General features: G+C 42.1%; 28 protein-coding genes. 25 read left to right on the plus strand and 3 right to left on the minus strand.

Annotation, left to right across the window (positions count from 1 at the left end; translation table 11 throughout):
- Positions 1-297: 297 nt before the first annotated feature.
- The 10 genes from PSU72_RS04725 (at position 298) to PSU72_RS04770 (ending at position 8,176) form a co-directional block, all read left to right on the plus strand.
- Entirely contained in the window at positions 298-570 is a 273-nt protein-coding gene (locus PSU72_RS04725) for an HU family DNA-binding protein (RefSeq protein WP_013147689.1), read from the plus strand.
- A 264-nt stretch (positions 571-834) separates the two neighbouring features.
- Complete coding sequence (locus PSU72_RS04730) at positions 835-1,254, plus strand: hypothetical protein (RefSeq protein WP_300431158.1); 420 nt, start codon at positions 835-837, stop codon at positions 1,252-1,254.
- A gap of 64 nt (positions 1,255-1,318) precedes the next feature.
- Positions 1,319-2,347 carry a serine protease gene (locus PSU72_RS04735; RefSeq protein ID WP_300431160.1) on the plus strand — a complete coding sequence of 343 codons (1,029 nt, stop codon included), beginning with the start codon at positions 1,319-1,321 and terminating at the stop codon, positions 2,345-2,347.
- 536 nt (positions 2,348-2,883) lie between these two features.
- Positions 2,884-3,687, plus strand: coding sequence for a flagellin (locus tag PSU72_RS04740; RefSeq protein ID WP_300431162.1), 804 nt, complete (start codon positions 2,884-2,886; stop codon positions 3,685-3,687).
- A 72-nt stretch (positions 3,688-3,759) separates the two neighbouring features.
- The gene (locus PSU72_RS04745; RefSeq protein WP_300431164.1) at positions 3,760-4,152 is read left to right on the plus strand and encodes a flagellar protein FlaG; all 393 of its coding nucleotides are present in this window, start codon (positions 3,760-3,762) and stop codon (positions 4,150-4,152) included.
- A 124-nt stretch (positions 4,153-4,276) separates the two neighbouring features.
- A complete protein-coding gene (gene fliD, locus PSU72_RS04750; protein ID WP_300431165.1) occupies positions 4,277-5,953 on the plus strand; it encodes a flagellar filament capping protein FliD in 1,677 nt (558 codons plus the stop codon).
- A 19-nt stretch (positions 5,954-5,972) separates the two neighbouring features.
- Positions 5,973-6,452, plus strand: a complete 480-nt coding sequence (fliS, locus tag PSU72_RS04755; protein ID WP_300431167.1) for a flagellar export chaperone FliS — start codon at positions 5,973-5,975, stop codon at positions 6,450-6,452.
- Positions 6,453-6,500: 48 nt separating this feature from the next.
- A complete protein-coding gene (locus tag PSU72_RS04760) occupies positions 6,501-6,824 on the plus strand; it encodes a flagellar protein FliT (RefSeq protein ID WP_300431169.1) in 324 nt (107 codons plus the stop codon).
- Between the two features lie 16 nt (positions 6,825-6,840).
- Entirely contained in the window at positions 6,841-7,806 is a 966-nt protein-coding gene (locus PSU72_RS04765) for a flagellar hook-length control protein FliK (RefSeq protein ID WP_300431171.1), read from the plus strand.
- Complete coding sequence (locus PSU72_RS04770) at positions 7,799-8,176, plus strand: EscU/YscU/HrcU family type III secretion system export apparatus switch protein (RefSeq protein ID WP_300431173.1); 378 nt, start codon at positions 7,799-7,801, stop codon at positions 8,174-8,176. The genes PSU72_RS04765 and PSU72_RS04770 overlap by 8 nt, the downstream gene beginning before the upstream one ends.
- A 22-nt stretch (positions 8,177-8,198) precedes the next feature.
- Here PSU72_RS04770 and fliE read toward each other — a convergent pair whose 3' ends face one another.
- Positions 8,199-8,573 (minus strand): flagellar hook-basal body complex protein FliE, encoded by a 375-nt coding sequence (gene fliE, locus PSU72_RS04775; RefSeq protein WP_300431175.1) that lies wholly within the window; start codon positions 8,571-8,573, stop codon positions 8,199-8,201.
- Between the two features lie 309 nt (positions 8,574-8,882).
- Between fliE and fliF the strand changes: the two genes are divergently transcribed.
- The 14 genes from fliF (at position 8,883) to PSU72_RS04845 (ending at position 21,284) form a co-directional block, all read left to right on the plus strand.
- The gene (gene fliF / locus PSU72_RS04780) at positions 8,883-10,538 is read left to right on the plus strand and encodes a flagellar basal-body MS-ring/collar protein FliF (protein WP_300431177.1); all 1,656 of its coding nucleotides are present in this window, start codon (positions 8,883-8,885) and stop codon (positions 10,536-10,538) included.
- Positions 10,539-10,543: 5 nt separating this feature from the next.
- A complete protein-coding gene (gene fliG, locus PSU72_RS04785) occupies positions 10,544-11,542 on the plus strand; it encodes a flagellar motor switch protein FliG (protein ID WP_300431179.1) in 999 nt (332 codons plus the stop codon).
- A 65-nt stretch (positions 11,543-11,607) separates the two neighbouring features.
- Positions 11,608-12,255, plus strand: a complete 648-nt coding sequence (locus tag PSU72_RS04790) for a FliH/SctL family protein (RefSeq protein ID WP_300431181.1) — start codon at positions 11,608-11,610, stop codon at positions 12,253-12,255.
- Positions 12,256-12,368: 113 nt separating this feature from the next.
- On the plus strand, positions 12,369-13,778 hold the full coding sequence (gene fliI, locus PSU72_RS04795; RefSeq protein WP_300431603.1) for a flagellar protein export ATPase FliI: 1,410 nt from the start codon (positions 12,369-12,371) through the stop codon (positions 13,776-13,778).
- Positions 13,779-13,803: 25 nt separating this feature from the next.
- Positions 13,804-14,253 carry a flagellar export protein FliJ gene (gene fliJ, locus PSU72_RS04800; protein WP_300431183.1) on the plus strand — a complete coding sequence of 150 codons (450 nt, stop codon included), beginning with the start codon at positions 13,804-13,806 and terminating at the stop codon, positions 14,251-14,253.
- Positions 14,254-14,321: 68 nt separating this feature from the next.
- Positions 14,322-15,671 (plus strand): flagellar hook-length control protein FliK, encoded by a 1,350-nt coding sequence (locus tag PSU72_RS04805; RefSeq protein WP_300431185.1) that lies wholly within the window; start codon positions 14,322-14,324, stop codon positions 15,669-15,671.
- Positions 15,672-15,930: 259 nt separating this feature from the next.
- Positions 15,931-16,422, plus strand: coding sequence for a flagellar basal body-associated protein FliL (fliL, locus tag PSU72_RS04810; protein ID WP_300431187.1), 492 nt, complete (start codon positions 15,931-15,933; stop codon positions 16,420-16,422).
- A gap of 18 nt (positions 16,423-16,440) precedes the next feature.
- Positions 16,441-17,445, plus strand: a complete 1,005-nt coding sequence (fliM, locus tag PSU72_RS04815) for a flagellar motor switch protein FliM (protein ID WP_300431189.1) — start codon at positions 16,441-16,443, stop codon at positions 17,443-17,445.
- Positions 17,435-17,908 carry a flagellar motor switch protein FliN gene (gene fliN, locus PSU72_RS04820; RefSeq protein WP_300431190.1) on the plus strand — a complete coding sequence of 158 codons (474 nt, stop codon included), beginning with the start codon at positions 17,435-17,437 and terminating at the stop codon, positions 17,906-17,908. The genes fliM and fliN overlap by 11 nt, the downstream gene beginning before the upstream one ends.
- A gap of 14 nt (positions 17,909-17,922) precedes the next feature.
- Complete coding sequence (gene fliO / locus PSU72_RS04825; protein ID WP_300431191.1) at positions 17,923-18,417, plus strand: flagellar biosynthetic protein FliO; 495 nt, start codon at positions 17,923-17,925, stop codon at positions 18,415-18,417.
- A 22-nt stretch (positions 18,418-18,439) separates the two neighbouring features.
- Positions 18,440-19,216: a flagellar type III secretion system pore protein FliP gene (gene fliP, locus PSU72_RS04830; RefSeq protein WP_300431192.1), complete on the plus strand. Its 777-nt coding sequence runs from the start codon at positions 18,440-18,442 to the stop codon at positions 19,214-19,216.
- A 63-nt stretch (positions 19,217-19,279) separates the two neighbouring features.
- Positions 19,280-19,549, plus strand: coding sequence for a flagellar biosynthesis protein FliQ (gene fliQ, locus PSU72_RS04835; RefSeq protein WP_013147713.1), 270 nt, complete (start codon positions 19,280-19,282; stop codon positions 19,547-19,549).
- 91 nt (positions 19,550-19,640) lie between these two features.
- Positions 19,641-20,453, plus strand: coding sequence for a flagellar biosynthetic protein FliR (fliR, locus tag PSU72_RS04840; RefSeq protein WP_300431193.1), 813 nt, complete (start codon positions 19,641-19,643; stop codon positions 20,451-20,453).
- 78 nt (positions 20,454-20,531) lie between these two features.
- Complete coding sequence (locus tag PSU72_RS04845) at positions 20,532-21,284, plus strand: flagellar brake protein (protein ID WP_300431195.1); 753 nt, start codon at positions 20,532-20,534, stop codon at positions 21,282-21,284.
- Positions 21,285-21,341: 57 nt separating this feature from the next.
- Here the strand turns inward: PSU72_RS04845 and PSU72_RS04850 are convergent, their stop codons facing one another.
- Positions 21,342-21,674 carry a YnfA family protein gene (locus PSU72_RS04850; protein WP_300431197.1) on the minus strand — a complete coding sequence of 111 codons (333 nt, stop codon included), beginning with the start codon at positions 21,672-21,674 and terminating at the stop codon, positions 21,342-21,344.
- A 318-nt stretch (positions 21,675-21,992) separates the two neighbouring features.
- Entirely contained in the window at positions 21,993-23,207 is a 1,215-nt protein-coding gene (locus tag PSU72_RS04855; RefSeq protein ID WP_300431199.1) for an EAL domain-containing protein, read from the minus strand.
- Between the two features lie 222 nt (positions 23,208-23,429).
- On the opposite strand from PSU72_RS04855, the gene rlmF reads away from it, so the two are divergent.
- Positions 23,430-24,374 (plus strand): 23S rRNA (adenine(1618)-N(6))-methyltransferase RlmF, encoded by a 945-nt coding sequence (gene rlmF, locus PSU72_RS04860; RefSeq protein ID WP_300431201.1) that lies wholly within the window; start codon positions 23,430-23,432, stop codon positions 24,372-24,374.
- Positions 24,375-24,565 lie beyond the last annotated feature (191 nt).

The raw sequence follows: 24,565 nt of genomic DNA on the forward strand, positions 1-24,565 counted from the left end.
CTAGCCAACATAGTCACTATGTTGTTTTTTAAACTTAGATTTAAGATTTAAGGTTTGATGTAAAACCACTAAAGCTCAAAATCAAAGTTTAAACAAATGACTAATATTGATAAGGTAATGAGTACCTACTGTTGACGATATGGCGTAAATTTGAATAGAATCTAGCTACAAATGGCACTGTGGGCTTTAAAACATGTAAATTGATGCACTTATGGTGATAAAACAATTGACAGTTAAATTAAATGCCAGCAAAGTAACGGTGCTTTTATACAAACACTTATCAAGGGAACTAAATATATGAATAAATCTGAATTGATTGATGCTATTGCAGCAAGTGCTGGTCTTACTAAAGCGGATGCAGGTCGTGCTATTGATGCAACGACTGCAGCTATCACAGCAGCACTTAAAAATGGTGATGCAGTTACGCTTGTTGGTTTTGGTACATTTAAAGTAACACAACGTGCTGCTCGTACTGGCCGTAACCCACGTACAGGCGCTGAGTTGAAAATTGCCGCACGTAAAGCACCAGCTTTCACTGCAGGCAAAACATTAAAAGATTCAGTTAATTAATTCTGACTCTTGATTAACGCAAAGGGAGCTTTATGCTCCCTTTTGCTTTATGGGCGTGCGGTCTATACGCCGTTGATTTCTTTGCCTAAACGCTCATTCCAAGCGTTCACTTAGCGTTGCAAGTGAGTACTGAGATTATGAATGCTTCCTGCATTGAACTTTTAGTATTGAGCTTTCAGTATTGAACTTAGGTTCATCCTCTTAATCATATCTATCAGTATTTATAAAATCTTTAAGTTTTTCGTTTAAAGAAAGCGATTTGATTTGAAAAAAACAATTTCAATGATTAGTTTTGTCGTTATTCTTGGCTTTTTAGTTTGGTTTTTTATAATAAGTAATCTAAATCAAAGCTCATCTAAGCAAGAAATTACGCAGCTTGAGCATATGGGCGATGAATGTGTTGGTATTTCAGAAAAAGCCGTGATCGGCATGACGCCAGTAGTTGAGTTTCAAAAGCTAGAGTTACTGAGTCGAAAAGCGAATGTGCTGAAAAACTGTATGGCAGACAGAGGCTTTCGTGAAAATCCTGCTTGGCGGAAATATGTAGAGCCGTTGGCTAAGATAAACGCCTCAAAACAAAACATCTCTTTTGATGAGGCGATAGAAACAATGAGAAAAGCCGATATGTTGCTTTTTAAAAAACAGCCTCAGCGACCATTATATTGGCTTGCTAGCAAGCGTTAGGGCTTACTCGAAACTAATCACGCTTTGGGTTAATAATGCAGTGTTCATCATTAAAAGGTCAATCATGAGAAAGCTACTCTTACTCACGGTAATTTGTGCACATGTTTCTATTGCTCAGGCTCAACCTAATATAGGTGAAATTTTGGCGCTGAGTGATTCTTTGGTGCAAGTGGCGGTAGAGCTGCCAAATGGCATCACAGGCAATGGCTCAGGTGTTGTGGTGAGTAAAGAGTATGTGGCGACCAATTGTCATGTGCTGGCTAACGCCAAAGGCGCCAACATTATTAAATATCGTGATGCCTATCAACCAATCGGTTTGAAAGCTGACTGGAAGCATGATTTATGTTTACTTAAGTTTGATAACTTACCATTTAAGGTCGCGCCCATGCGTGATAGCAGTACTTTAAAGTATGAGGAAGAGATATTCAGCCTAGGTTATCCCATCGGTAATAATGTGCCTCAGCCTTCATATGGCAGCGTTAAGGGCTCATATCCGTTAGACGATAGCGTAGTAATTCGTACCAGTGCGGCGTTTGCCATGGGTTCGAGTGGTGGTGCTTTGTTTGATCAGCAATTTAATCTTATTGGTATTACCAGTTTTAAAAGCCCAGGATCGCATGGTTTCTTCTACAACCTACCTGTGGAGTGGATAAAAGCGTTGTTTGATTCACCAGATATACTCTCTTTGAACACAAATGATGTACCGTTTTGGGCTTTACCTTTAGAACAAAGGCCCTATTTTATGCAGGTGGTCATTCCTTACCAAAATAAAGAGTGGGTGGCTTTAAAAAAAATAGCGCAAGCTTGGACGTTACAAGAGCCCAAATCATCTGATGCTTGGTATTTTTTAGGTTTAGCGGAAGAGGGCGCCAATGAAACGGTATCTGCCAAAGAAGATTTGAATAAAGCGCAAACCTTAAATACACGTCATTTAGATGCGATGGTGGCTTTGTCTAACATTGCCTATCTGCAAAAAGATTTAACGGCGCTTGAAACACTCAAAGTTAAAATTGATCCGCTTGATCAAGAGCAGGGTGATTTAATCATGCAAAGAATTACCGAACTTAAAACGACAAAACTTAAAAGTTACTAAATATTTCGAATATACATTCGTACTGCCTAACTTTTTAAACACCTAGTCTAGCGTTATTACTCTCCTCATGAGTTGGCTAAATCGGCATACGCAGATTTAGCCTGCTTTCCCTGCGTTATTAGCCCCTTTGTTGTGAGTCACTTTTAAATATCATAGTGAATAGTATTTAATTTAGATTCGTATGCATGATTTTCTATTTTAAATATAGTTGATATGCAAATTTATTAACACTACTGCAATGTAGGCAGGGTGTGATTTTCAGGCATATTTGTGTATGTGGATTGATATAAAACCATTGAGATATTTAGCATGATCCTAAAGTTTTGAAAACTTAGACCGATACTCTTTACATCAGCATTGCTTAATCGGCAAAAACGATAAAAGAAAATTTTAAGCCTTACCCTAAATTTTCTTAAAAGCTTACCGATAACAGTTACAACAGCAGCGCAAATCACACAGTGAGTAACAAAGTGAAATGCAGAGCTAACAGTAATAAAGATGTAATTGAAAATTAATTTAACTTTAGGAGAATTATCATGGCTTCAGTAATCAATACCAACATCAGTTCATTAAACACACAACGTAACTTAGCTTCATCACAAGCTTCACTAAGCACTTCATTACAACGTTTATCTTCAGGTATGCGTATTAATAGCGCTAAAGATGACGCTGCGGGCTTAGCGATTGCTACAAAAATGGACTCACAAATTCGCGGTCAACAAGTTGCGATTCGTAATTCAAACGACGCGATTTCTTTCGCACAAACAACAGAAGGTGGCTTGGCAAAACAGACTGATGCGATTCAACGTATGCGTGAATTAGCGGTTCAATCTGCCAATGCGACAAATAGTAGTGGTGACCGTACAAACTTAGATGCTGAGTTTACAGAGTTGAAAGCTGAAGTAACACGTTTAAATACAGCCACTAAATTCAACGGTTCAGCAGTATTCGGTACAGCAGCAAAAGTATACCAAGTGGGTGCTGATACAGCAGACACGATTAGTGTGAATGGTGTTGCAGCTTTAACATCAGCGACAGGTTCAATTTCTACAGCATCAGGTGCTACAGCAGCGATTACAGCTTTGGATGCAGCTTTAACGACAGTGAATACCAACCGCGCTAAATTGGGTGCTATTCAAAACCGTTTTGAATCAGTGGTAAGTAACTTACAAGTTTCTGTGGAAAACCAATCAGCCTCTAAATCTCGCATCATGGATGCCGACTTTGCAGCAGAGACAGCAAACTTGACACGTGGCCAAATCTTGCAACAAGCAGGTACTGCGATGTTAGCTCAGGCGAACTCCTTACCTAATGGTGTACTAGCACTGTTAAGAGGCTAAACGTAATTTAAAGTATAAACCTTACCACCCACAGGACTGATCATCCTGTGGGGTTTTGCAAAGGAGAAAATCATGTTCAATACATCGTTAGATGCTTATGGGTCCGTTAGAAAACTGGCTGCCGTGCAGAATACTGCTGGCAGCCAAATTGCCATTGATAGAACAACAACGAGCCCATCAGGGCTTAAACCCGTTATAAAGACCGAAAATGCTAAGGTTGATGTTAAACCTGTAGAAGTAGACAAAAGTGAGTTGGTGACGGCCGTTAAAAAGCTGAATGAACTTGTCGCCCCTGCTTTACAAACCGTGCAGTTTTCGTTAGATGATCAGTCTGAACGTATGGTCGTTAAAGTGGTTGATACTGCCTCTAAGCAAGTGTTGAGGCAGATTCCAAATGAAGAGGTATTGGCTATGTCTAAAACGCTAGATAAGTTGCAAGGTTTAATGATTAGGCAAACGGCTTAGTGAGTTTTACATAGATAGCTTGGCTGAGTGGTTTTGAAGTGTTGTGTACGCAAGTTGGGGATTGGCTAAAGATTTTGTAGTTTAAGCCGATGATATTAGTAACCGTTTTGAAAAGGATATTCACATGGGACTTTCATCTACAGGAATAGGCTCTGGCCTAGATGTGGAATCTATTGTTACGAATTTAATGAATTTTGAAAAGAAACCATTAACCGCAGTAGCAACACAAAAAACGGATTATCAATCTCAGATCTCTGCTTACGGCACGTTAAAAAGTGCGCTATCTACTTTTCAAACAGCCGTTAGCGCGCTTTCTACCGCGTCTAAGTTCAATGCACAAACAGTAAGCTCGGGTAATACTAGCGTGTTTACTGCCACGGCAAATGGTGCGGCATCTCTTGGTGATTACGCCGTCACAGTGAACCAGCTCGCTAAGGCGCAAAAGTTATCGTCTGTTGGCTTTACCAACATTACTGACACGGTAGGCACAGGCACGCTAACGATAGGTTTTGGTACTTATGCTGCGACGGGTAATACCTTTACACCCAATGCCGCAAAAAGTGATGTCACCATTACTATTGATAGCTCAAATAACACTTTGTCTGGTGTGCGTGATGCGATTAACGCGTCTAATTCATCTGTAAACGCTACTATTGTGAATGATGGTACAACTAATCGATTGGTGATTACTTCAAAAGATACTGGCGAGGTCAATAGCTTAAAGATTAGTGTGGCCGATGCTGGTGATGCAAGCAATACCGATGCTGCAGGATTATCACAATTGGCATTTGATCCAACCGCTAGTGCGGGTAGCGGTAAAAATATGACGCAGTTACAGGCGCCAAAAAATGCCCTATTAGATATTGATGGCATTGCTGTTGTTAAAGCAAGCAATACCGTGACTGATGCGATTAGTGGCATCACACTTAACTTACTCTCTGCCAGTGCAAGCAGTGCTAACTTAGGCGTGACTAGCAATACAGACTCAGTCAAAACGTCAGTGACTGCCTTTGTAGATGCCTATAATAAGTTAGATACCACATTACGTAGCCTCACCAAGTATGACGAGACGGGTAAAGCTTCTGGTGCGTTGCTTGGCGATGCAACAGCAAGATCTGTGATTAATCAAGTCAAAGCGGTCATGACTAAAACCATTGCTTCTGGTAATACGATTAATTCATTAAGTCAGATTGGCGTGTCATTTCAGCGCGATGGTAAATTAGCCTTGGATTCCACCAAACTAACCAGTGCGATGGCAAGTAGCTTTTCAGATATTGCTGCCGTATTTGCCACATCAGGAAAATCAACTAATCCACTCGTCAGCTACTCTGGCAACACTAGCAAAACGCAACCCGGCAGCTACGCCGTGACTTTCACTATGACTGGTGGAAGCCTGCAAGGCACGATTAATGGCGTTGCAGCAACGGTTAGTGGCAATAATATTGTTGGCGCGACTGGTGATGCGAGTGCAGGCTTAAATATAGTTTACAAAGGCCCTACACTTTCTGAAGGAAGTTCCGTTACAAGTACTGTGAACTACAGCGTTGGCTATGCTACCCAGTTTGATAGCTTGATTACCGGTTTAATGAGTGACACTGGTATCGTGGCTTCAAGAACAGAAGGCATAAACAGCTCCATATCACGTTTAGATAAACAGACTGAATCGCTTACAGTGAGGTTAGCTGCAATTGAAACGAGATACCGTAATCAGTTCACAAAACTTGATACGTTGATGTCAAGTATGTCCTCAACAAGTACATATTTAACTCAGCAGATTGCCGCGATTAACGCTAATAGATAAAAAGCGAAGGATATTAAAAATGTTTGGACTCAATCAAAACGGTGTGAATGCTTATGCCAAAGTTGGTATGGAAACTGGTGTATTAGCAGCTAGCCCAAATAAATTAATCATTATGCTTTATGAAGGCGCTATTGCAGCGTGCCGCAGTGCAGATACCTATATGCAGAACAAGGATATAGCCAACAAAGGTACTATGCTCTCAAAAGCGATTTCTATCATAGAGTCTGGCTTAAGACTTAGTTTAGATAAAAAATCTGGCGGTGAGATTGCTCAAAGCCTAGATGCACTTTACGCCTATATGAGTAAGCGTCTAATGACGGCAAATATTCATAACAAACCAGAATTAATACATGAAGTGATTAAGTTGCTGACTGACTTAAAGAGTGCATGGGAAGCCATTGATCACGTAAAAATGCCTGCTACAGATACATCAATGGCGATTCCTAACCAAGTGGCGATGGCGGTTAATCGTAATGTTGCTAGTTACGCAAAAGCCTAAATAACGTAACCATAATAAACGTAGCTATAACAAACGGAACGACTATAAATGGAACATCAAGATACTATTGTGATTTATGAAGCTGTTGCTGGCTTAACCAAGCAGATGTTGTTGGCAGCCAAGCAGCAGGATTGGGATGCATTGGCTGAACTGGAAGCCAACTGTGCTAAGCAGGTAGCCACATTAAAGCTGAATGAAAGTGTATTACCACTGCCTAGCGATGTGCGTGCCCGTAAGTTGGCGAGTATCAAAAGCATACTGGCTGATGACCGTGAGATACGCAATATTGTTTCACCTTGGATGGTGAGGTTGAACTCACTGATGAATAGTTTACATATGGAAAACAAACTGACGCGAGCCTACAACCAGTAGACACGTCACAATCAAGATGCTCAAACAAACTGACATCGCAAGCATAAATCCTGTGGCTAGAATTTTGCCTATACTAGCAGTAGAAAGTATAGGCAGTATTCGGCAGGAGCTTGCAGATAGAGCTACGCAGTTTGTGAAGGGCCAAGAGTATTTTGCGCATGTGATATCAAAAGTAGGTGATACCGCTTACAACGTAAAAGTTGAAAGCGGAAGCCTTAAAGGAACCATCCTTAAAATGGATTTAGGTACGGCAGCCAAAGCAGGGCAGCTGCTTACCTTACGTTATATGCACGATAATCCTGTACCTACATTTTTACTCGCATCTACGCCCACTAATGCGGCTGGCAGCACTACGGAAATAAGTTCTGCCGCTAATCTCATTAGACATTATCTAAAGCAAGCTGAAAGTGATGGCGTAACTAGCCGCTTTCAGGCCACGGCAGTTGTAACTAATAGCCCAAGCAATCCACAAGTGATGGCACATGATTTAAAAAATGCCGTGAGTAATAGCGGGCTGTTTTATGAGTCTCATTTGAGCGACTTGGTGCAAAGTAATCAATCGCTTGCGGCGATTAAGCAAGAGCCGCAAAATCAAGTCAATTCGCCCATTGCAAATTTAATGTCTCAACAGTTGGCAATTCTCGAAAATCAACGCATGAGCTGGCACGGCGAAGTTTGGCCTGGACAAAAAATGGATTGGGATGTTTATCAACAGCCGCAAAATGCCGATGGAAAACAGCCATCCAATCAGTCGCAGGCTGATCAAGATCGACCTATTACTAGTGAGATGATCTTACATTTGCCGCATCTAGGTAAAGTTTCCGCGAGAATTAGTCTGATCGATGGACGTATGCGCGTCAATATTTTGGCAGAGCATGCTCAAACCTTAGAAGTGCTGACAGCTAAGCGATTAGGTTTAGCAGAAGCGATTGGCAAAAATGGTCAGCAATTAGATGCTTTAACGGTGGTGCGACATGAGTAACCATCAGCTAAACACTCATCAACCCGATACAATAGAAAATTCAAGCACTATAGAAAACTATAGTTCAGATTTTAACCTTAAGGGTGCTGTGAACCCTAACCAGCAAGCCATTGCTTTGGCTTATGCCGCGGGTGAGTATGCACCCAAAGTTGTCGCAAAGGGTCGTGGTGCTATAGCCGAACAGATTATCGCCAGAGCCAAAGAGCATGATGTGTTTGTGCATGAGTCTAAAGATTTGGTTGCGCTGCTCATGCAGGTTGATCTTGATGATCATATTCCGCCCGCTTTGTATCAGGCGATTGCAGAGGTTTTGGCTTGGTTGTATAAGTTAGAACAAGTTAAAGCGGATGAAGAGGCGCCGGTGTTTTAAATACCAGTATTTTAAATAATAGTTAAACCTGCATATTCATAATGTCATGGTAAGCAGACACTAGTTTATTGCGTACTTGCACCGTTGCTTGAAATGAAATGTTGGCTTTCTGCCCAGCAATCATCACGTCAGAAAGACTGACGCTATCATCGCCCATCGCGAAACTCTTACCTAATTGTTCTGCTTCAACTTGCACCTTGTTAACTTGGTTGAGTGAAGCTTTCAGTGCATCAGAGAAGTTAACTTTTGATGTGCTTTGGCTAACGCCTTGCGTGCCAGAGAGACCTGCTGCAGAAGCTAATCCTGATGCAGCATCGGCTTGCGGGCGCTGTGCAGCCGCTTTTAACTGCGCAAGCATAGATTCTATTCTACTTGCATCAATTCCACCTGTTTTCATGATTTGCCTCCTTCAACTTAAATTCACGCTTCTATTAACAGTCTTCTTACTTAAATTTAGACGGTTAAATAATCGCCATTTCCAACAGTTGTTAATTTAACACTTTGCTTTAATAGCGAGCGTGCAAATAGGTCTATGAAAATTGCTCTATTCCTAAATTTGAAAATTCTAGTCATTGGCATAATGGTATCCAATAGCTTATAGAAGCAACTCTTCTGTAAATGCTGAGTGTTTAGATGGTTAAAAAACTCAACACTTATAAAGCGCAATAAGTTAAGTATTTGAAAAGCAGAACATTGGAGAAATACGATGGCGGCAGAGAATAACGCTGCGCTTATTAATCAAGGCGTTAATGAAGGTGGAACTGGTTTGAACTCACAGTTAGGCAATAAGTTACTTTTGGTAGTTGCAGCCGCTGCAGTCGTCGCAGTGATGGTGGTATTTTGGCTATGGAGTCAGCAGCCAGATTATCGCGTGTTGTTTTCTAACTATACTGATAAAGATGGTGGTGCGATTGTTGCAGCACTGGAGAAAATGAACGTTCCTTACAAATTCTCTGATAGCGGTACAGCGATTCTTGTTCCAGCCTCACAAGTGCATCAAGCACGTTTAAAATTAGCTTCTGATGGCTTGCCAAAAGGTGGCAACATTGGTTTTGAAATCTTAGAGAATCAAAAATTTGGCGTTTCTCAATTTGTAGAACAAGTAAACTTTCAGCGTGCTTTAGAAGGTGAGCTTGAGCGTAGTATTCAATCAATCGGCGCAGTTGAAACTGCACGTATCCATTTAGCCATTCCTAAAGCTTCAGTATTTGTTAGAGATCAACAATCACCAACTGCCTCAGTATTGCTGAATTTGCGTGCTGGCCGTAGCTTAGATGCGCAACAAGTTGGCGCAGTAGTGCATTTGGTTGCCAGCAGCGTGCCTAATTTGCCTGCGGCTAATGTGACGGTAGTCGATCAAAACGGTAATCTACTATCAGATACTTCTAAAAAGATGGGGGTTAATAATTTAGACCCAACCCAGCTTAAATATATCGATGATATTCAACAAAGTATTATTAAACGCGTTGAATCTATTATTACACCGATAGTAGGCGCTAAAAACGTGCGTGCTGAGGCTAGCGCAGAGATTGATTTCTCTAGCTTAGAGCAAGCAGCAGAAATCTATAAACCTAATCAAAAGCCTGATGATGTTGCAATACGCAGCTTACAAAGCAATGAGTCATTAACCAGCAATGGTGGCGCTGCTACTGGCGTACCGGGTGCTTTATCTAATCAACCACCAGCTAATGCTACTGCGCCAATTACAACGCCTGCTGGTGCTGCACCTGGTGCCACTGCTGAAGCAGCACCTGTCAATAATCAAAAAAATACCACAACTAACTTTGAGGTAGATAAAACCGTACGTTATTCACAACAAGGTATGGGTGGTATTAAGCGTTTAAATGTGGCTGTAGTCGTTAACAACATGCCTGTAGTGGATAAAAAAGGCAAAGTAACTTACAGACCGCTCACGGCTGCAGAGAAAACACAAATTAATGATTTAGCCATGCAGGCCATGGGTTTCAATAAAGAACGTGGCGATGCCTTAACCGTTGTGAATAGTTCATTTGCTGGCGAGCCTGAAGAAATAATTCCTGAAGTGCCTATGTGGAAAAATCCTGAAACCATTGAATACGGCAAAGATGCATTGCGATTCATTGTAGGGATTGTGGTGTTGCTGTTGATCTATAAACGCGCCTTAAGCCCAATGCTACGTAAGCTAACTGCGCCAGCACCAAAGCTTTTAAATGCGCCGAATGAAGAAGATGCCGTGGTGAATTTAAGTGGTGCAGACGCGCAAGCGCAAATAGCTTCTGTTGCAACCAGTAGTAACAATTTAGCAGCGGCTAAGCAGCTTGCCAAAGATAACCCAAGAATGGTGGCAAGTGTTGTGGCTAATTGGACAAGTGGAAATGAGTAGCGTAAATGAGTGATGCAGGCGTAATGAGAAGTGCTGTACTGATGCTGGCCTTGGGTGAAGATGAGGCGGCTGAAGTGATGAAATTTCTTAGCCCAAAAGAGGTGCAGAAAATAGGTACGGCGATGTCAACATTGAAATCTGTTGGTCGTGAGCAGGTGGAAACTACGGTTGCAGAGTTTATGACTGAGGTTGAGCAAAGCAGTGATTTTGGTTTAGATTCAGATGAATATATTCGTTCAGTGCTCAATAAAGCCTTAGGTGAAGATAAAGCTTCAGGCCTGTTAAACCGTATATTGCAATCACGCGATGCGAGTGGTATTGAAAGCCTCAAGTGGATGGATGCACCAACTGTGGCAGAGTTTATTAAGAATGAACACCCGCAGATTATTGCCACTATTCTTGTACATTTAGATGCAGATCAAGCTTCTGACATTATTGGTTACTTTGCTGAACGTTTGCGCCAAGACGTCATGCTGCGTATCGCAACGCTAGATGGCGTAAAGCCTATTGCCTTACGTGAGTTGAATGATGTGATGACTAAATTGCTAACCGGTAATGAGAACCTCAAAAAACAAACGATGGGTGGCATTAAAGTGGCCGCTGAAATTATGAATTACATGAGTGGCGATAATGAAGCCATCATTATGGAAGGCCTAAAAAGCTACGATGATGACATGGCACAAAAGATTATGGATGAGATGTTTGTGTTCGATAATATTATCGATATTGATGACAAAGGCATTCAAGTCATGCTGAGAGAAGTGCAGTCTGAAACACTGATTGTGGCACTTAAAGGTACTACTGAAGAAATGCGCGAGAAAATATTCAAAAATATGTCTTCTCGTGCGGCTGAAATGATGAAAGAAGATTTGGAATCTAAAGGCCCTGTGAAACTTTCAGAAGTTGAAGCGCAACAAAAACAAATCTTACAAATTGTACGCAGGTTGTCTGATGAAGGTCAGATTCAACTCGCTGGTAAAGGTGGAGATGATCAATATGTCTAAAAGCTCTATTTTTAACTACGCTAAGTCTAACTTTTCTAAGAATGCGCATTATGCATAGGAGTTCTATGAATATTCCTAAAGAGCAGCAAACCGCGTATGAACGCTGGGAGATGTCTTCTTTTTCCGATGGTAACACTAGTATCGGCGCTAGCAAGCCTAAGAAAAAAGAAGATACGGTCGCTTCAGAAAAGATCTCACAAATCTTTGAAGTGGCGCGCAAAGAGGCTTACACCAAAGGTATGCAAGAAGGTTTTGCCGTAGGTATGGCAAAAGCACGTGAATATGCGCAAGAGGAAAAAAATAACTTTTTAACGTTGATGAATTCATTCAGTGATGCGTTAGAAAAATCCGATGAGCAAATCGCCGATGATGCACTTTCGCTGGCTTTAGAAATTGCAAAAGCCATGTTAAAGGTGAAGCTAAATATTGATCCGGCAGTGGTGTTGCCAGTGGTGATGGATGCTATTCACTATCTACCTTATGTGCAAAAACCAGCAAGAATACTAGTTCATCATGATGATGCGCAAATGTTACGTGAATATCTGGCTGAAGAGATTGCCAGCCAGCATTGGCAGATTCAAGAAGACATCAATATTGAGCGTGGGGGTTGCATTGTAGAAACTGGCGCAAATCAAATTGACGCAAGCAATGAAGTGCGTTGGAAACGTATTAGCGACGCCTTATCACAAAAAAGTGACTGGTTGTTACCATGAACTCTCCAGAGCTCAATTCACAGAATTTAGATCCGCAAGTTTCGCACCTCAGCATGCCTGATTTAGAGCAACTACGCGAAGATGCGCCAGACTCAACTCAGTCAAAAGTCGATATGCAAAATATACATCGTCAACGCTGGCATGACCATATTCGTGATTGCAAAGAGATTCTACGCATTGTAGAGCCGTTAGAAATAGCAGGGCGCATTACTAAGTTAACAGGCTTAGTCATGGAGGCCGCTGGTATTAAACTACCGATTGGCAGTGCATGCTATGTGCCACTTGCTGAAGGTCGTCGCGTGGAAGCCGAGGTTGTAGGCTTTGATGGTGAACGCATGTTATTAATGCCACAAAGCAGTGTGGATGGCGTGATGCCAGGTGCAAAAGTATTTGCACTAGAAGTGGCAGAAGCTTTGCCTAAGCCTCATCACAGCAATCCGCCACGCAGGAGAGTAACAGATCGAGCACGTCATTTACCTGTTGGCAATGAGTTGCTAGGTCGTGTGGTGGATGGCGCTGGCAATCCTTTAGACGACCTCGGAAAAATAGTAGCAGCACAAAGCTCACCACTTAATGCACGACCAATGAATCCGTTGATGCGTGCACCCATCGAAGAGATTTTAGATGTAGGCGTGCGTGCCATTAACAGCATGCTCACCGTTGGCCGTGGTCAGCGTATGGGTTTGTTTGCAGGTTCTGGCGTTGGTAAAAGCGTGCTGCTAGGCATGATGGCGCGTTACACCACCGCTGATGTGATTGTGGTGGGTTTAATCGGTGAACGTGGGCGTGAGGTTCAGGAGTTTATTGAACAAATCTTAGGCCCAGTTGGTTTAGCACGTTCGGTTGTAGTAGCGGCGCCAGCAGATGCGCCAGCTTTAATGCGCCTTCAAGGTGCAAATTACGCGACTACGATCGCTGAGAACTTTCGCGATCAAGGCAAAAATGTATTGTTGATAATGGATTCATTAACACGTTATGCCATGGCGCAGCGTGAAATTGCTTTAGCCATTGGCGAGCCACCAGCTACTAAAGGCTATCCACCATCAGTATTCGCAAAATTACCTGCATTGGTTGAGCGTACAGGCAATGGTAAACGTGGCGAAGGTTCAATTACGGCTTTCTATACGGTGCTGACAGAAGGCGATGATCAACAAGATCCAATCGCTGATGCGGCGCGTGCGATTTTAGATGGTCATATCGTATTAAGCCGTAGCTTGGCTGAGAGCGGACATTACCCAGCAATTGATGTAGAACAATCCATCAGCCGTGCGATGCACAACATTACTAGCCCAGAACATCAAAAGCTTGCACGTAAGTTAAAGCAGCTAAATTCACGCTATATGCGCAGTGTAGATTTAATCAATGTAGGTGCTTATGAAGCGGGTAGTGATGCTGTGCTGGATCAGGCGATTGCCAGACACGACAAGATTGATGCATTTTTGCAGCAAGGTATTTCTGAGCGATCAGGTGTTGAAGAGAGTATTGGTCAACTTTCGTTTGTTTTAGATGGCTTGGTTAATTAATCGTAAAACATAAGATTGAGAAAGCATGGCAAAGCAATCAAGCAATGTATTAGGTATGTTACAAGGCATCGCTTCTAAGGAAGTTGACGAGGCGGCCATCGCTTTGGCTAAGGCAATGAAGCTGGCAAATGAGGCGCAGGCCAAGCAAGATATGCTGAATGAATATCGGCTGGATTATGTGAGGAATCTTAATAAGATTTTAGAGGCTGGTATGGGCGCTAAAGCTTATCAAAATTTTCAGAATTTTTTTGGCAAGTTAGATCAAGCCATTGCTGGGCAACAAGAGGTTGTTGAGCTGGCGAATCAGCAGGTGAAGATTCAAAAGCAATTATGGCAAGAAAGTCAGCGTAAAAAACTTTCTTACGAAGTGTTATCAGATAGATCTGAGAAGCGCGAGCTTAAAGTAGAGCAGAAAAAAGATCAGAAACTGATGGATGAATTTGCGATGCGCATTACTAGAACTAAGCATAGTTAAGTACAGCGAGTATTAATTGAAACATAAGTAATAACTTGAGCGAGTTTTAATCTTTGGGGTTGAGCAACATGAAAAATTTATCATTACAAATGACAGAAACATCATTAAAAAAACCAGCTGATGCTATTAATAAAAGCACTGTGGCATTGGATGGTGCAACTCAAGTAGAAAATAATGCTTCATTTCAAATGATGCTGAACAAACAGGTGCAAGCTAAGCACACCTCAGTTAGAGAAGTTGAGAATAGACAAAGCCAAGCGAAGCAAACTCAAAAACCCACTGGAAACGATTCAAGCGCAACAACAAATCCTGAAAATGTTGATGCGACTACAACGCAAAAGAATGCGCAGAAAGCCAACCATTTACAACTGGCGATGATGGCGGCCAACCGTGCAAAAACTCAGAAAGATGCAGAAAAAATAGATCCCTTGCAGATTTCTTCTAAAGACGTGATGGCCGTTGATGCAAAGCCTACATTAGCCAAAGATAGTGATGAGACTAAAGCTGAAAGTGACGTGACAGCATTGACCGATACTAGTTTGACGGATAAAGCTTCAATCACAGATATTTCGAGCGCTCAGATACTTTCATCCATGATGTCAGACACTAAACAAGCATCACTTGGCAAGGCTGGAGAAGGTGTTGAAGTAAGTGCGGATAAGCAACTTACCTTAGGTGCTGAAAGAGGCTCTGTATTAAAAGATGCTGTGTTAAACAACGCATTATCTCAAGGTAAAAACAGCGCTGATGCCAAAGACTTAGCCGTGGTTGACGATAAGCAGTCACGCCAAGATTGGATAGATTTCATGTTACCAAATGCATCTAAATCAATAAATGGGGATGATGCGGCTAAGTTGATGCTGAAGGCTGAAAAAGAGTCTGCGACTAAAGAAGTGGCGATGCCTGCGAATTATCAGTTAGCTAGCCAATCAACTATGCAAGTCAAAGCGGCTGAAACCATGCAACAGTTAGGCAGCAGCAATACTATCAATGCCTACCCAGGAAAAACGGGTTGGGATCAAGCCATTAGTCAAAAGGTGGTGTGGATGTTAGGCGCGCAAGAGCAGACTGCTACGTTAACACTCAATCCCCCAGATATGGGGCCGTTGCAAGTCGTGATTCATGTGCATAATGATCAAGCTGACACGACGTTTATCTCAGACAACGCTGAAGTAAGGCAGGCGCTACAAGACGGCATGGATAATCTTCGCAACAAAATGAACGAGTCTGGTATTCAATTAGGTCAGGCTAACGTGAGTTCTGGCGGACAGATGCAACAACAATTTCAACAGGCTGCGCAGCAATCAAGAGCTGATGCATCACTTGGCAGAAATGATTCTGCATCTCCGATTGAGCATACTAGCAGCGCTAAAGCTCTGGTGCGTACAGCCAATGGTTTGGTCGATACTTTTGCATAAGCGCCAGACTGGTTAAAGTTTTATAGGCAACTCATTGCATGAGTGCATGAGTCCAAGAGTGCCTGAGCATAAGTGCGCTGGCGTTCTGTTATTTGTGCAATAGCAATATTTGCTAATCACAATCCTCAATTTAACGGCTTTTTCCCTCTCTTATCCAAGCATGTTATTCAGCCGTTTTTTTCCATAATGTAATCATCAATAACGCCAATGACTGCCATATAGGTAGTACAGGTTTAGTTCATTATGGAAAGGCAATAAAATGGCAGCAGATCCAAAGCCCGATGGCGCTGAAGTAGCACCAAAATCCAAGAAAAAACTGATTATTATGATTGCCGCAGTTGTGTTGTTGGCCGGTGGCGGCGGTGCAGGCTGGTTTCTAACGCATCAAAAATTAGACCATAAAAAAGAAGAAGCTAAGCATGAAGAACCAGCGCATGCGCCAGTATTTGTGACGCTTGAGGCTTTTACGGTCAACCTTCAACCTGATCCTGATGAAAAATTTCTGCAGACAGAGATTTCGTTACAGGTGGCTAGTCCAGAGCAAGAGGAGCTGATGAAAGCACAAATGCCAGCAGTGCGCAGTCGTCTATTAATACTGCTAACTAGCAAAACGGCCTCTGAGATTTCAACTTCTGAAGGTAAGCAAAAACTGAGCGATGAGATTGTCGCCGAGGTTAATAAGCCATTTTCTAAAGGCGCTAAGTCGCAAGAAGTGACCGGCGTGTTTTTTACTTCATTCGTGATTCAATAACGCGTTAGATATTAAGCCATGGCCGATAAGTTTTTATCTCAAGATGAAGTTGATGCCTTATTAAAAGGTGTTGATGGTGATCAGGACGACGATCAACCTGCGAGTGATGCAGGTGATGTGCGTGATTACAACCTTGCTACGCAAGAGCGCATTGTACGTGGGCGTATGCCTACGCTTGAGATTATCAATGAGCGATTTGCTCGTTTGGTACGCATCGAACTGTTTAACTTTTTACGCCGCACTGTTGAGGTGTCGGTAGGGCCTGTTCGCATTACTAAATACAGTGATTTTGTTCGAAATCTAGTGGTACCTACCAATTTAAATCTGATACAAATGAAGCCGCTACGCGGTACCGCACTGATGGTGTTTGATCCAACCTTGGTATTTCTGGTAGTGGATAATATGTTTGGCGGTGATGGCCGCTTTCATACGCGAGTAGAAGGACGTGACTTTACTCAGACTGAACAGCGCATTATTCAGCGTATTCTCAATATCGTATTTGAAACTTACTCAAAATCATGGGAGCCAGTTTATCCAGTTCAGTTTGAGTACATGCGCTCTGAAATGAATACGCAGTTTGCCAATATCGCTACCCCTAATGAAGTGGTGATTGCCGTGACGTTTAATGTCGAATTAGGTCCAGCGAGTGGCGAGATACACTTTTGCTTCCCTTACTCCATGTTAGAGCCGCTTCGCGACATGCTCAGTTCACCATTGCAAGGTGAAGTATTAGGTACTGATAAGCGTTGGGTAAAACTCATGACGCAGCAGGTCCAAGCCGCTGAGGTAGAGATTGTGGCTGACCTTGCAAAAACCAATATGATGATTGGTGATGTGCTAAATATGAAAGTGGGCGATGTTGTGCCGCTTAATATTGAAGAATCTATTGAAGCGCAGGTAGATGGTGTACCTGTCATGCTTTGTAAATATGGGATGTTTAATGGCCAGTACGCGCTACGCGTAGAAAAGTTATTAAGATCCAACTCAACTGAATATGTTAAAGGAGAACCTTATGGCGAATGATGCTGCAGAAGACACGGCTGTAGCCGAAGATGATTGGGGCGCAGCGATGGCAGAACAAAGCACTGCTGAAGCAACTGATGATTGGGGCGCGGCAATGGCCGAGCAAGAGGCCACAGATACTTCAGTTTTACAAGCTAAAAATGTAGAGCAAACACAAGTGTTTACTGAATTTACAGCTAAAAACAAGTTGCAAGATACGCAAAATGACATTGATTTCATTTTGGATATCCCTGTGCAACTTACCGTTGAACTTGGGCGTACCAAAATTGCCATTAAAAACTTGCTACAACTTGCACAAGGCTCAGTAGTTGAGCTTGATGGCATGGCGGGTGAGCCTATGGATGTTTTAGTAAACGGCTGCTTAATTGCGCAAGGTGAAGTAGTGGTGGTGAACGATAAGTTTGGTATTCGTTTGACTGACATCATCACGCCGGCTGAGCGTATTCGCAAAATAAACCGCTAATAGAAATGCTTGTCATGAAAAAACATCACAACTGTTTTACTTTGAGTTTGACTTGGAGTGTTTCAGCAATGCTTAGCATTGTGCCGAGTTTGGCTTTGTCCGCAGAAACTGCTGTGGTATCGCCAACTGGTGGTGTGCTTAAAATGGTGATCGGTCTGGCTGTGGTGCTGGCTGTGATGGCGCTGATTACTTGGGTTCTAAAACGTATGGTGCCTGGTGTGGGCAACAAGCAATCAGTCATTCGTATTGTCGGTGGAGTCAGTGTAGGTTCACGTGAGCGTGTGGTGGTGTTAGAAGTCGCAGGTCGGTGGATAGTCGTGGGTGTCGCTGCTGGACAAGTCAGTAGCCTTGCGAATTTAGAAAGTGGTGCTAGCAACATAGCTGAAAGCATACCGATGGGTAGAAGCATGCCCGACTCAGGTGGCGGTGACTTTAGCAATACCTTTGCCGCATGGTTATTAAAGTCAACCGGCAGGATTTTAGAAAAAAAAGATACAGATAGTAAATAGACCATTAATTTTTAAGTTAGCCATGACTACACCACTACTAAAATCTACACTCAAAACATGCATTGCCGTAGCAGGCCTGTTATTAGCTAGTATGCTGATGTTACCTGGCACAGCATTAGCTGAAAATGGCATGCCGCTAGTGAATGCCTTACCTGCACCGGGGGGCGGTCAAAACTACACTTTGAGCTTACAAACACTCATTTTACTGACTTCACTTACGTTTCTGCCAGCCGCCTTACTAATGATGACTGGCTTTACACGCATCATTATCGTGCTGTCATTGTTACGCCAAGCATTGGGTACGCAATCCGCACCGCCAAATCAGGTGATGGTTGGTTTGGCGTTGTTTTTGACCTTCTTTGTGATGAGCCCAGTGATAGACAAAATTTACGTAGATGCCTATCAGCCGCTTTCAGAAAATAAGATCACCATGCAAGAAGCTATGGATAAAGGCGCAGCACCACTTAAAGCTTTTATGATGAAGCAAACACGTGAAGGCGATTTAGCGCTATTTGTGAATATGGCAAAAATCGAGAAGATTGAAACGCCAGATCAAGTGCCTTTATTAGTGTTAGTACCCGCTTTTATGACCAGTGAGTTAAAAACCGCATTCCAAATCGGCTTTGCTATATTCATTCCATTTTTGATTATTGATATGGTGGTTGCGAGTGTATTGATGGCGATGGGGATGATGATGGTTTCGCCATCCATCGTGTCATTGCCATTCAAACTGATGTTGTTTGTATTGGTCGATGGCTGGCAGTTGTTGCTAGGTTCGCTGGTACAAAGTTTTTACTAAGCTTATTTTTAATAAAACAGTTTGTTAATAAAATTAGACGATTTTTTCTAAAAGGAAACAAAAATGACCCCAGAAAGCGTGATGACATTAGGCCGAGATGCAATGGAAATTACCTTGCTTGTTGCCGCGCCGATTTTACTAGTAGTGCTGGCGATTGGTCTTTTAGTGAGCATTTTTCAAGCGGCAACCCAAATTAACGAAGCTACATTATCGTTTATTCCCAAGCTGGTCGGTGTGTTTGGTACGCTGATGTTCGCTGGTCAATGGATGTTAACAACTTTGGTTGATTATATGCATTTAGTCTTTACCAGCATTCCTGCTATGGCTAACTAGGCCCAAGTTAACTAAGCTAGAGTTAACAGGGTCAAGATTTGCTAAATTAAAACTAAACAGATTAAGCCACGTAAAATCGCAAGGTTACACAATGATTTCAATTAGCAGCGATCTTCTACAAACTTGGATAGTCAGCCTGCTTTGGCCGCTCACCAGAGTATTAGGCGTGATAGCCGCCGCGCCTATATTTAACCATACAGCCATTCCCAATCAAGTGAAGCTGGGTTTGGGCATTATGCTGACCTTAATCATAGTGCCAACATTGCCAGCCATGCCACAGTTTGAGATATTTTCATTTCAAGGTTTACTGATACTAGTGCAGCAATTAGTGATAGGTTTAGCCATTGGTTTTAGTATGCGCTTGGTTTTCTCTGCGGTTGAACTTGCAGGTCAGTTGATTGGTATGTCGATGGGGCTTGGTTTCGCTAGCTTCTACGATCCGCAATCTCAAGGACAAAGTACCGCTGTTAATCAGTTTTTGGTATTGTTAGCGATGCTAATTTTCTTAAGTTTAGATGGCCATTTACTCATCATTACAGCTGTGGCTAATAGTTTTATCACTATGCCGATTACCGTCGGTAGCAGTGGCATCGACCCATTAAAAATCGCGATGTGGGGCGAAACTATATTCAGCGTAGGCTTAATATTAGCCATGCCTGCAGTGGCAGCTCTGTTGATTACCAATATGGCATTAGGCATACTCACAAAAACAGCACCACAGCTCAATTTGTTTGGTATAGGTTTCCCTGTGACATTAAGCATAGGCTTGGTGGTGATAGCCCTTTCATTACCAGGTATGCTAAAGCCGATTGAGAACTTTATAGAGCAAGGCGTCAGCAATATGTCGCAGGTGGCGGTGCCTACAACTGCGTCAGATTTAGGCAAGACAATCGTGAATAAATAGCATTAAATACACGGTATAAGTAGTTATGGGAGTGCTAGTAGTTAATAATAATGACAGTAGAAAGTTAATGGGACGATCATGGAAGAAGCTGCACGTGCAAATGATGAAGAACAATTTATTGTTCAAAATCAAAAACAAATCATTCAGATATTAAACGATCTGGCTAAGCATCACGAAATGCTTAAAGTATCGTTTGGTCACGACACTTGCCTGACTAATGTGATTTCTGTCGATGTTAATAACCATGTGGTGTATCTTGATATAGGCATTGATGATGCATTTAATGATCGATTATTGGCTAGCCATTATGTGGTTTTTTCTAAAGATGATGGCATTAGGCTTAAATGGACTAGCGAACAACTTACATTAGCCACACTAAAAGACGGCAAAGCCATCAAAATTGCTTTGCCACAAAAGTTAATGCGCTTGCAGCGCAGAGAATTCTTCAGACTCGCTACGCCTATTGTTAACCCTGTGCCTTGCATCATCCCTATTTCAAATGAAGATAATCCAGATGCTGATAGAACGCTAGAGCTGACCTTGATTGATGTAAGTTTAGGTGGAATTGGCGTGATAGCTGCTAATCCATTAGATGAGCTACTAGTCATAGGCGCTAATTTCGATAAATGCAAAATTAACTTCCCTGAAGTTGGCGAGACTAGCCTCACGCTACAAGTTCGCAACATCACACCAGTCACCATGAAAGATGGCGCAGCCAAGTACCGAGTTGGCCTACAATTTATTTCGCCATCACGCGGAAATGAAGGTTTGATTAATCGGTATACCTATAATTTGGAACGTCAGGCTATGGCATTGGCAAGTAAGATGTAAGTAATTGATAGCCCATTAGTTTAACGTTTTAGTTAAGGGGCCCGTTTTAATAATGGGTTAGGCATGCTTAGTACCAAACATAATAATTACCATACCAACGAAGCAAACCGAAACACCAATCCAATCGGTGATTGATGGCTTAATGGACTCAACCAACCAAAGCCACATAACGGCAACCCCAATATAAACGCCCCCATAAGCCGCATAAATGCGACCAGCAGCAGTAGGATGTAGCGTGAGTAACCAAGCAAACAACGCAAGACTAAATGCTGCAGGGATAAGCAGCCAAACCGAGCCACCCTGTTTGAGCCATAGGTAAGGCAGATAGCAACCGACAATCTCAGCGATTGCCGTAATTATAAACAGACCGAATACTTTTGCTATTTCCATTTGGAAGAATCCCTAAGAATTATTATACAGATGCATGTATCCGTATAATATTGTGATTATTGATTTTGACATGCTATTTTTCTTTATGAATCTGACGGTTAGCTATTGCACTGTCCGTATAATAAATAGCAAGTACTGGCGCAAATCATATAGCTTAATGAGTTCTTTGGGTGAAAAGTTCTTGGAGTGTTTATTTAGCAGGCTAAGCTATTTGTGCCGTAAACAGTCTTCATCATATATAAAGACATCATGTTAATTCAATACAAAAAGCCCTAGTCAATAAAATATTGACTAGGGCTTTTTGTAGATTAAATTTACTTAAATACCCAGTGTTTCAACCCAAGCCAGCGCAGCAATATGGCACTCATTCACCTTTGTCGCGTCAAATTGCAATAATTCGGCTATTTCTAGAATTTTCTTATTGTCAGAGTCTTCGCAGGCTTCGGTTAGCTGCAAGAATGGCCCGTAAATGCCTGAACGTGTAAGCAGTGCTTCACTCACTGTTTCTGGTAGTTGAATTTTCTCTAGCACTGTTTCCATCGGCATTTTTAGAATAGCGTCTAATAATGAGAATACGCCAACGATGAATAGATTGTCGCGGTCATGTTTCTCAAAATAGCTTTCACCTAACAGTTCGGTTAAGCGTCCGCGTGTGATGGATGTTTTCATTAAAGCTGGTGGAGTCGAGTTTTCACCAGCGGTAACCATTAACAGCGTTAGCCAGCGGTATAGTTGTTTTCTGCCTAAAATGGTTAATGCATGATTGATGGATTGTATTTCGCATGAAAGCCCAAACCCAACGGAGTTAATATAACGCAGTAGCTTGAAAGATAATGCGGTATCTTTTTTGAAGCCAGCTTCAATGTCTTTGATTTCACCATCTTGGCTGACGGTATTGAGTATATTCAATACGCTGTCAAATGAGGCGTTGATGACTTTAGAGGTAAATGTTTCAGGGCGTGCAAAATGAAACCCCTGAAATAAGCGGAATCCGACTCTTTTACAGTCTTCAAATTGCGCGTCGGTTTCCACTTTCTCAGCAATCATTTTTACTGAGGAAGCATGGAGTTCATTGTATGCTTTTTGTAATTCGGCTGAACTAAGTGTTTGAACATCAATTTTAATATAGTCTGCACATTGCAGTAACGGTGAAGTTTCTGCGCTTAAATGCGGATTATCTAGGGCAATTTTAAAGCCTTGCTCACGTAAATTTTGGCAGCGTTCGACAGTTTCTGCGCTTGGCGGGACCGTACGTAAAATCTCTAGTACAGTGCGCTTAGGCGGCATTAGCTCTAAAAATTCGCTTTTCAGCATGGCTTCATTTACGTTAATGAACGCGAGTTTATCACCTAAAAGCCATTGCATATCAATGCCGCCTATGGTGTTCATCAGCACGCTGGAGTAGGCTTTAAACTCGTCCTCAAATATGGCACTTTCCGCCTCTGCACTATGCCTAAAGAAAAGCTCATAACCAATGATTTGTTGCTTTTCATCCATAATGGGCTGACGCCCAATAAATGCTTGATCTTCCATATTCTCGACTCTCAAATTCAACTTTTAGACAATGTGCTTTAGCGAATACCTGATTACTTATTCCTTCGCAAATATTACCTGTAAACAGTGCAAATCACTTTGATGAATAAAGCGCGTTTATGTGCTTTATTCGCGCTTTTCAAGGACTGTAGAGTTTAAAATAGATGATATGCTACTTGCCCTATAATTGAATGTAATCATTAGAATAATACGATTAGTACCATGGCTAAATCTGACACCATCAAAACTGGCTTACACCCGCGAAATAAACACCGAGGTCGATACGATTTCGATCAACTCATTCACGCCAATGCTGCATTAGCGCCATTTGTAAAGTTAAATGAATATGGCGATGCTTCCATTGATTTTTCTAATGCGCAAGCCGTTAAGGCGCTCAATCTGGCATTGCTTAAGCACTTCTATGCAATTGCTACATGGGATATTCCAAAACAATATCTTTGCCCACCTATTCCAGGCAGGGCAGATTATTTGCATTACTTGGCAGATTTGCTTAGCTCGACGAATGCTGGTGTGATGCCACAAGGTGAGTTTGTCAGAGGATTGGATATTGGCGTAGGTGCCAATACAATTTATCCACTTATTGGTAGCCACGAGTATGGCTGGTATTTTGTTGGGGCAGATATTGATGCCAACGCTTTAAAAAATGCGCAGCACATTGTGGATGCGAATATGCTATCGAACATGATTGAGCTGCGCTTGCAAACCTCACCTAATTCCATTTTCAAGGGTGTTATCAAGCAAGGTGAGACTTTTGATTTTACGATGTGTAATCCGCCTTTTCATGCTTCTTTAGCGGATGCGCAAGCAGGCACACAGCGCAAATGGCGCGGCTTAGGTAAAAGTAAGAAGGGGACTCAATCTACAGCGTTAAATTTTGGCGGTCAAACAACGGAGTTGTATTGCGAAGGTGGCGAAGAGGCTTTTGTTACTGGCATGGTCAACGAAAGTAAGCAGTTTGCAACCCAGTGCTTGTGGTTTAGTACGCTCATTTCAAAAGCAGCAAACTTGCCTAGTGTTTACCGTGCGCTTAGAAATGTAAATGCCTTAGAAGTAAAAACCATTGCTATGGCGCAAGGCCAAAAGCAAAGCCGTATCGTCGCTTGGACGTTTCTGAATGTTAAGCAACAGCGCGCTTGGTATTCTTAGCCGCTTTATCACTGCTCGCCTTAGTCTGCCTCATTACATACTTTTACACAACTTTACTCATTGCAGCCTTAGCTATTGATAATCTCCGACGATATATGTTTATAGCTTAATTAATTTAATCTAAACATTAATCGTGAATAAGGAGATTTTAAATGACTGTTAGCGGAGTTGGGAGTGCAGGCGGTTTTGAT

It is taken from the genome of Methylotenera sp., assembly GCF_029945535.1.
Lineage (GTDB): Bacteria > Pseudomonadota > Gammaproteobacteria > Burkholderiales > Methylophilaceae > Methylotenera.

Excerpts from the sequence above, each read along its gene's own strand:
- PSU72_RS04740 (WP_300431162.1), top strand. The coding sequence starts at position 2,884 with ATGGCTTCAGTAATCAATACCAACATCAGTTCATTAAACACACAACGT.
- fliQ (WP_013147713.1), top strand. The coding sequence starts at position 19,280 with ATGACCCCAGAAAGCGTGATGACATTAGGCCGAGATGCAATGGAAATT.
- fliM (WP_300431189.1), top strand. The coding sequence starts at position 16,441 with ATGGCCGATAAGTTTTTATCTCAAGATGAAGTTGATGCCTTATTAAAA.
- PSU72_RS04770 (WP_300431173.1), top strand. The coding sequence starts at position 7,799 with ATGAGTAACCATCAGCTAAACACTCATCAACCCGATACAATAGAAAAT.
- fliJ (WP_300431183.1), top strand. The coding sequence starts at position 13,804 with ATGGCAAAGCAATCAAGCAATGTATTAGGTATGTTACAAGGCATCGCT.
- fliE (WP_300431175.1), bottom strand. The coding sequence starts at position 8,573 with ATGAAAACAGGTGGAATTGATGCAAGTAGAATAGAATCTATGCTTGCG.
- fliL (WP_300431187.1), top strand. The coding sequence starts at position 15,931 with ATGGCAGCAGATCCAAAGCCCGATGGCGCTGAAGTAGCACCAAAATCC.
- PSU72_RS04855 (WP_300431199.1), bottom strand. The coding sequence starts at position 23,207 with ATGGAAGATCAAGCATTTATTGGGCGTCAGCCCATTATGGATGAAAAG.
- fliS (WP_300431167.1), top strand. The coding sequence starts at position 5,973 with ATGTTTGGACTCAATCAAAACGGTGTGAATGCTTATGCCAAAGTTGGT.
- PSU72_RS04735 (WP_300431160.1), top strand. The coding sequence starts at position 1,319 with ATGAGAAAGCTACTCTTACTCACGGTAATTTGTGCACATGTTTCTATT.
- fliI (WP_300431603.1), top strand. The coding sequence starts at position 12,369 with ATGCAAAATATACATCGTCAACGCTGGCATGACCATATTCGTGATTGC.
- fliF (WP_300431177.1), top strand. The coding sequence starts at position 8,883 with ATGGCGGCAGAGAATAACGCTGCGCTTATTAATCAAGGCGTTAATGAA.
- fliD (WP_300431165.1), top strand. The coding sequence starts at position 4,277 with ATGGGACTTTCATCTACAGGAATAGGCTCTGGCCTAGATGTGGAATCT.
- PSU72_RS04725 (WP_013147689.1), top strand. The coding sequence starts at position 298 with ATGAATAAATCTGAATTGATTGATGCTATTGCAGCAAGTGCTGGTCTT.
- fliP (WP_300431192.1), top strand. The coding sequence starts at position 18,440 with ATGACTACACCACTACTAAAATCTACACTCAAAACATGCATTGCCGTA.
- fliR (WP_300431193.1), top strand. The coding sequence starts at position 19,641 with ATGATTTCAATTAGCAGCGATCTTCTACAAACTTGGATAGTCAGCCTG.
- PSU72_RS04845 (WP_300431195.1), top strand. The coding sequence starts at position 20,532 with ATGGAAGAAGCTGCACGTGCAAATGATGAAGAACAATTTATTGTTCAA.
- PSU72_RS04760 (WP_300431169.1), top strand. The coding sequence starts at position 6,501 with ATGGAACATCAAGATACTATTGTGATTTATGAAGCTGTTGCTGGCTTA.
- rlmF (WP_300431201.1), top strand. The coding sequence starts at position 23,430 with ATGGCTAAATCTGACACCATCAAAACTGGCTTACACCCGCGAAATAAA.
- PSU72_RS04790 (WP_300431181.1), top strand. The coding sequence starts at position 11,608 with ATGAATATTCCTAAAGAGCAGCAAACCGCGTATGAACGCTGGGAGATG.
- PSU72_RS04850 (WP_300431197.1), bottom strand. The coding sequence starts at position 21,674 with ATGGAAATAGCAAAAGTATTCGGTCTGTTTATAATTACGGCAATCGCT.
- fliN (WP_300431190.1), top strand. The coding sequence starts at position 17,435 with ATGGCGAATGATGCTGCAGAAGACACGGCTGTAGCCGAAGATGATTGG.
- fliG (WP_300431179.1), top strand. The coding sequence starts at position 10,544 with ATGAGTGATGCAGGCGTAATGAGAAGTGCTGTACTGATGCTGGCCTTG.
- PSU72_RS04765 (WP_300431171.1), top strand. The coding sequence starts at position 6,841 with ATGCTCAAACAAACTGACATCGCAAGCATAAATCCTGTGGCTAGAATT.
- PSU72_RS04745 (WP_300431164.1), top strand. The coding sequence starts at position 3,760 with ATGTTCAATACATCGTTAGATGCTTATGGGTCCGTTAGAAAACTGGCT.
- PSU72_RS04805 (WP_300431185.1), top strand. The coding sequence starts at position 14,322 with ATGAAAAATTTATCATTACAAATGACAGAAACATCATTAAAAAAACCA.
- fliO (WP_300431191.1), top strand. The coding sequence starts at position 17,923 with ATGAAAAAACATCACAACTGTTTTACTTTGAGTTTGACTTGGAGTGTT.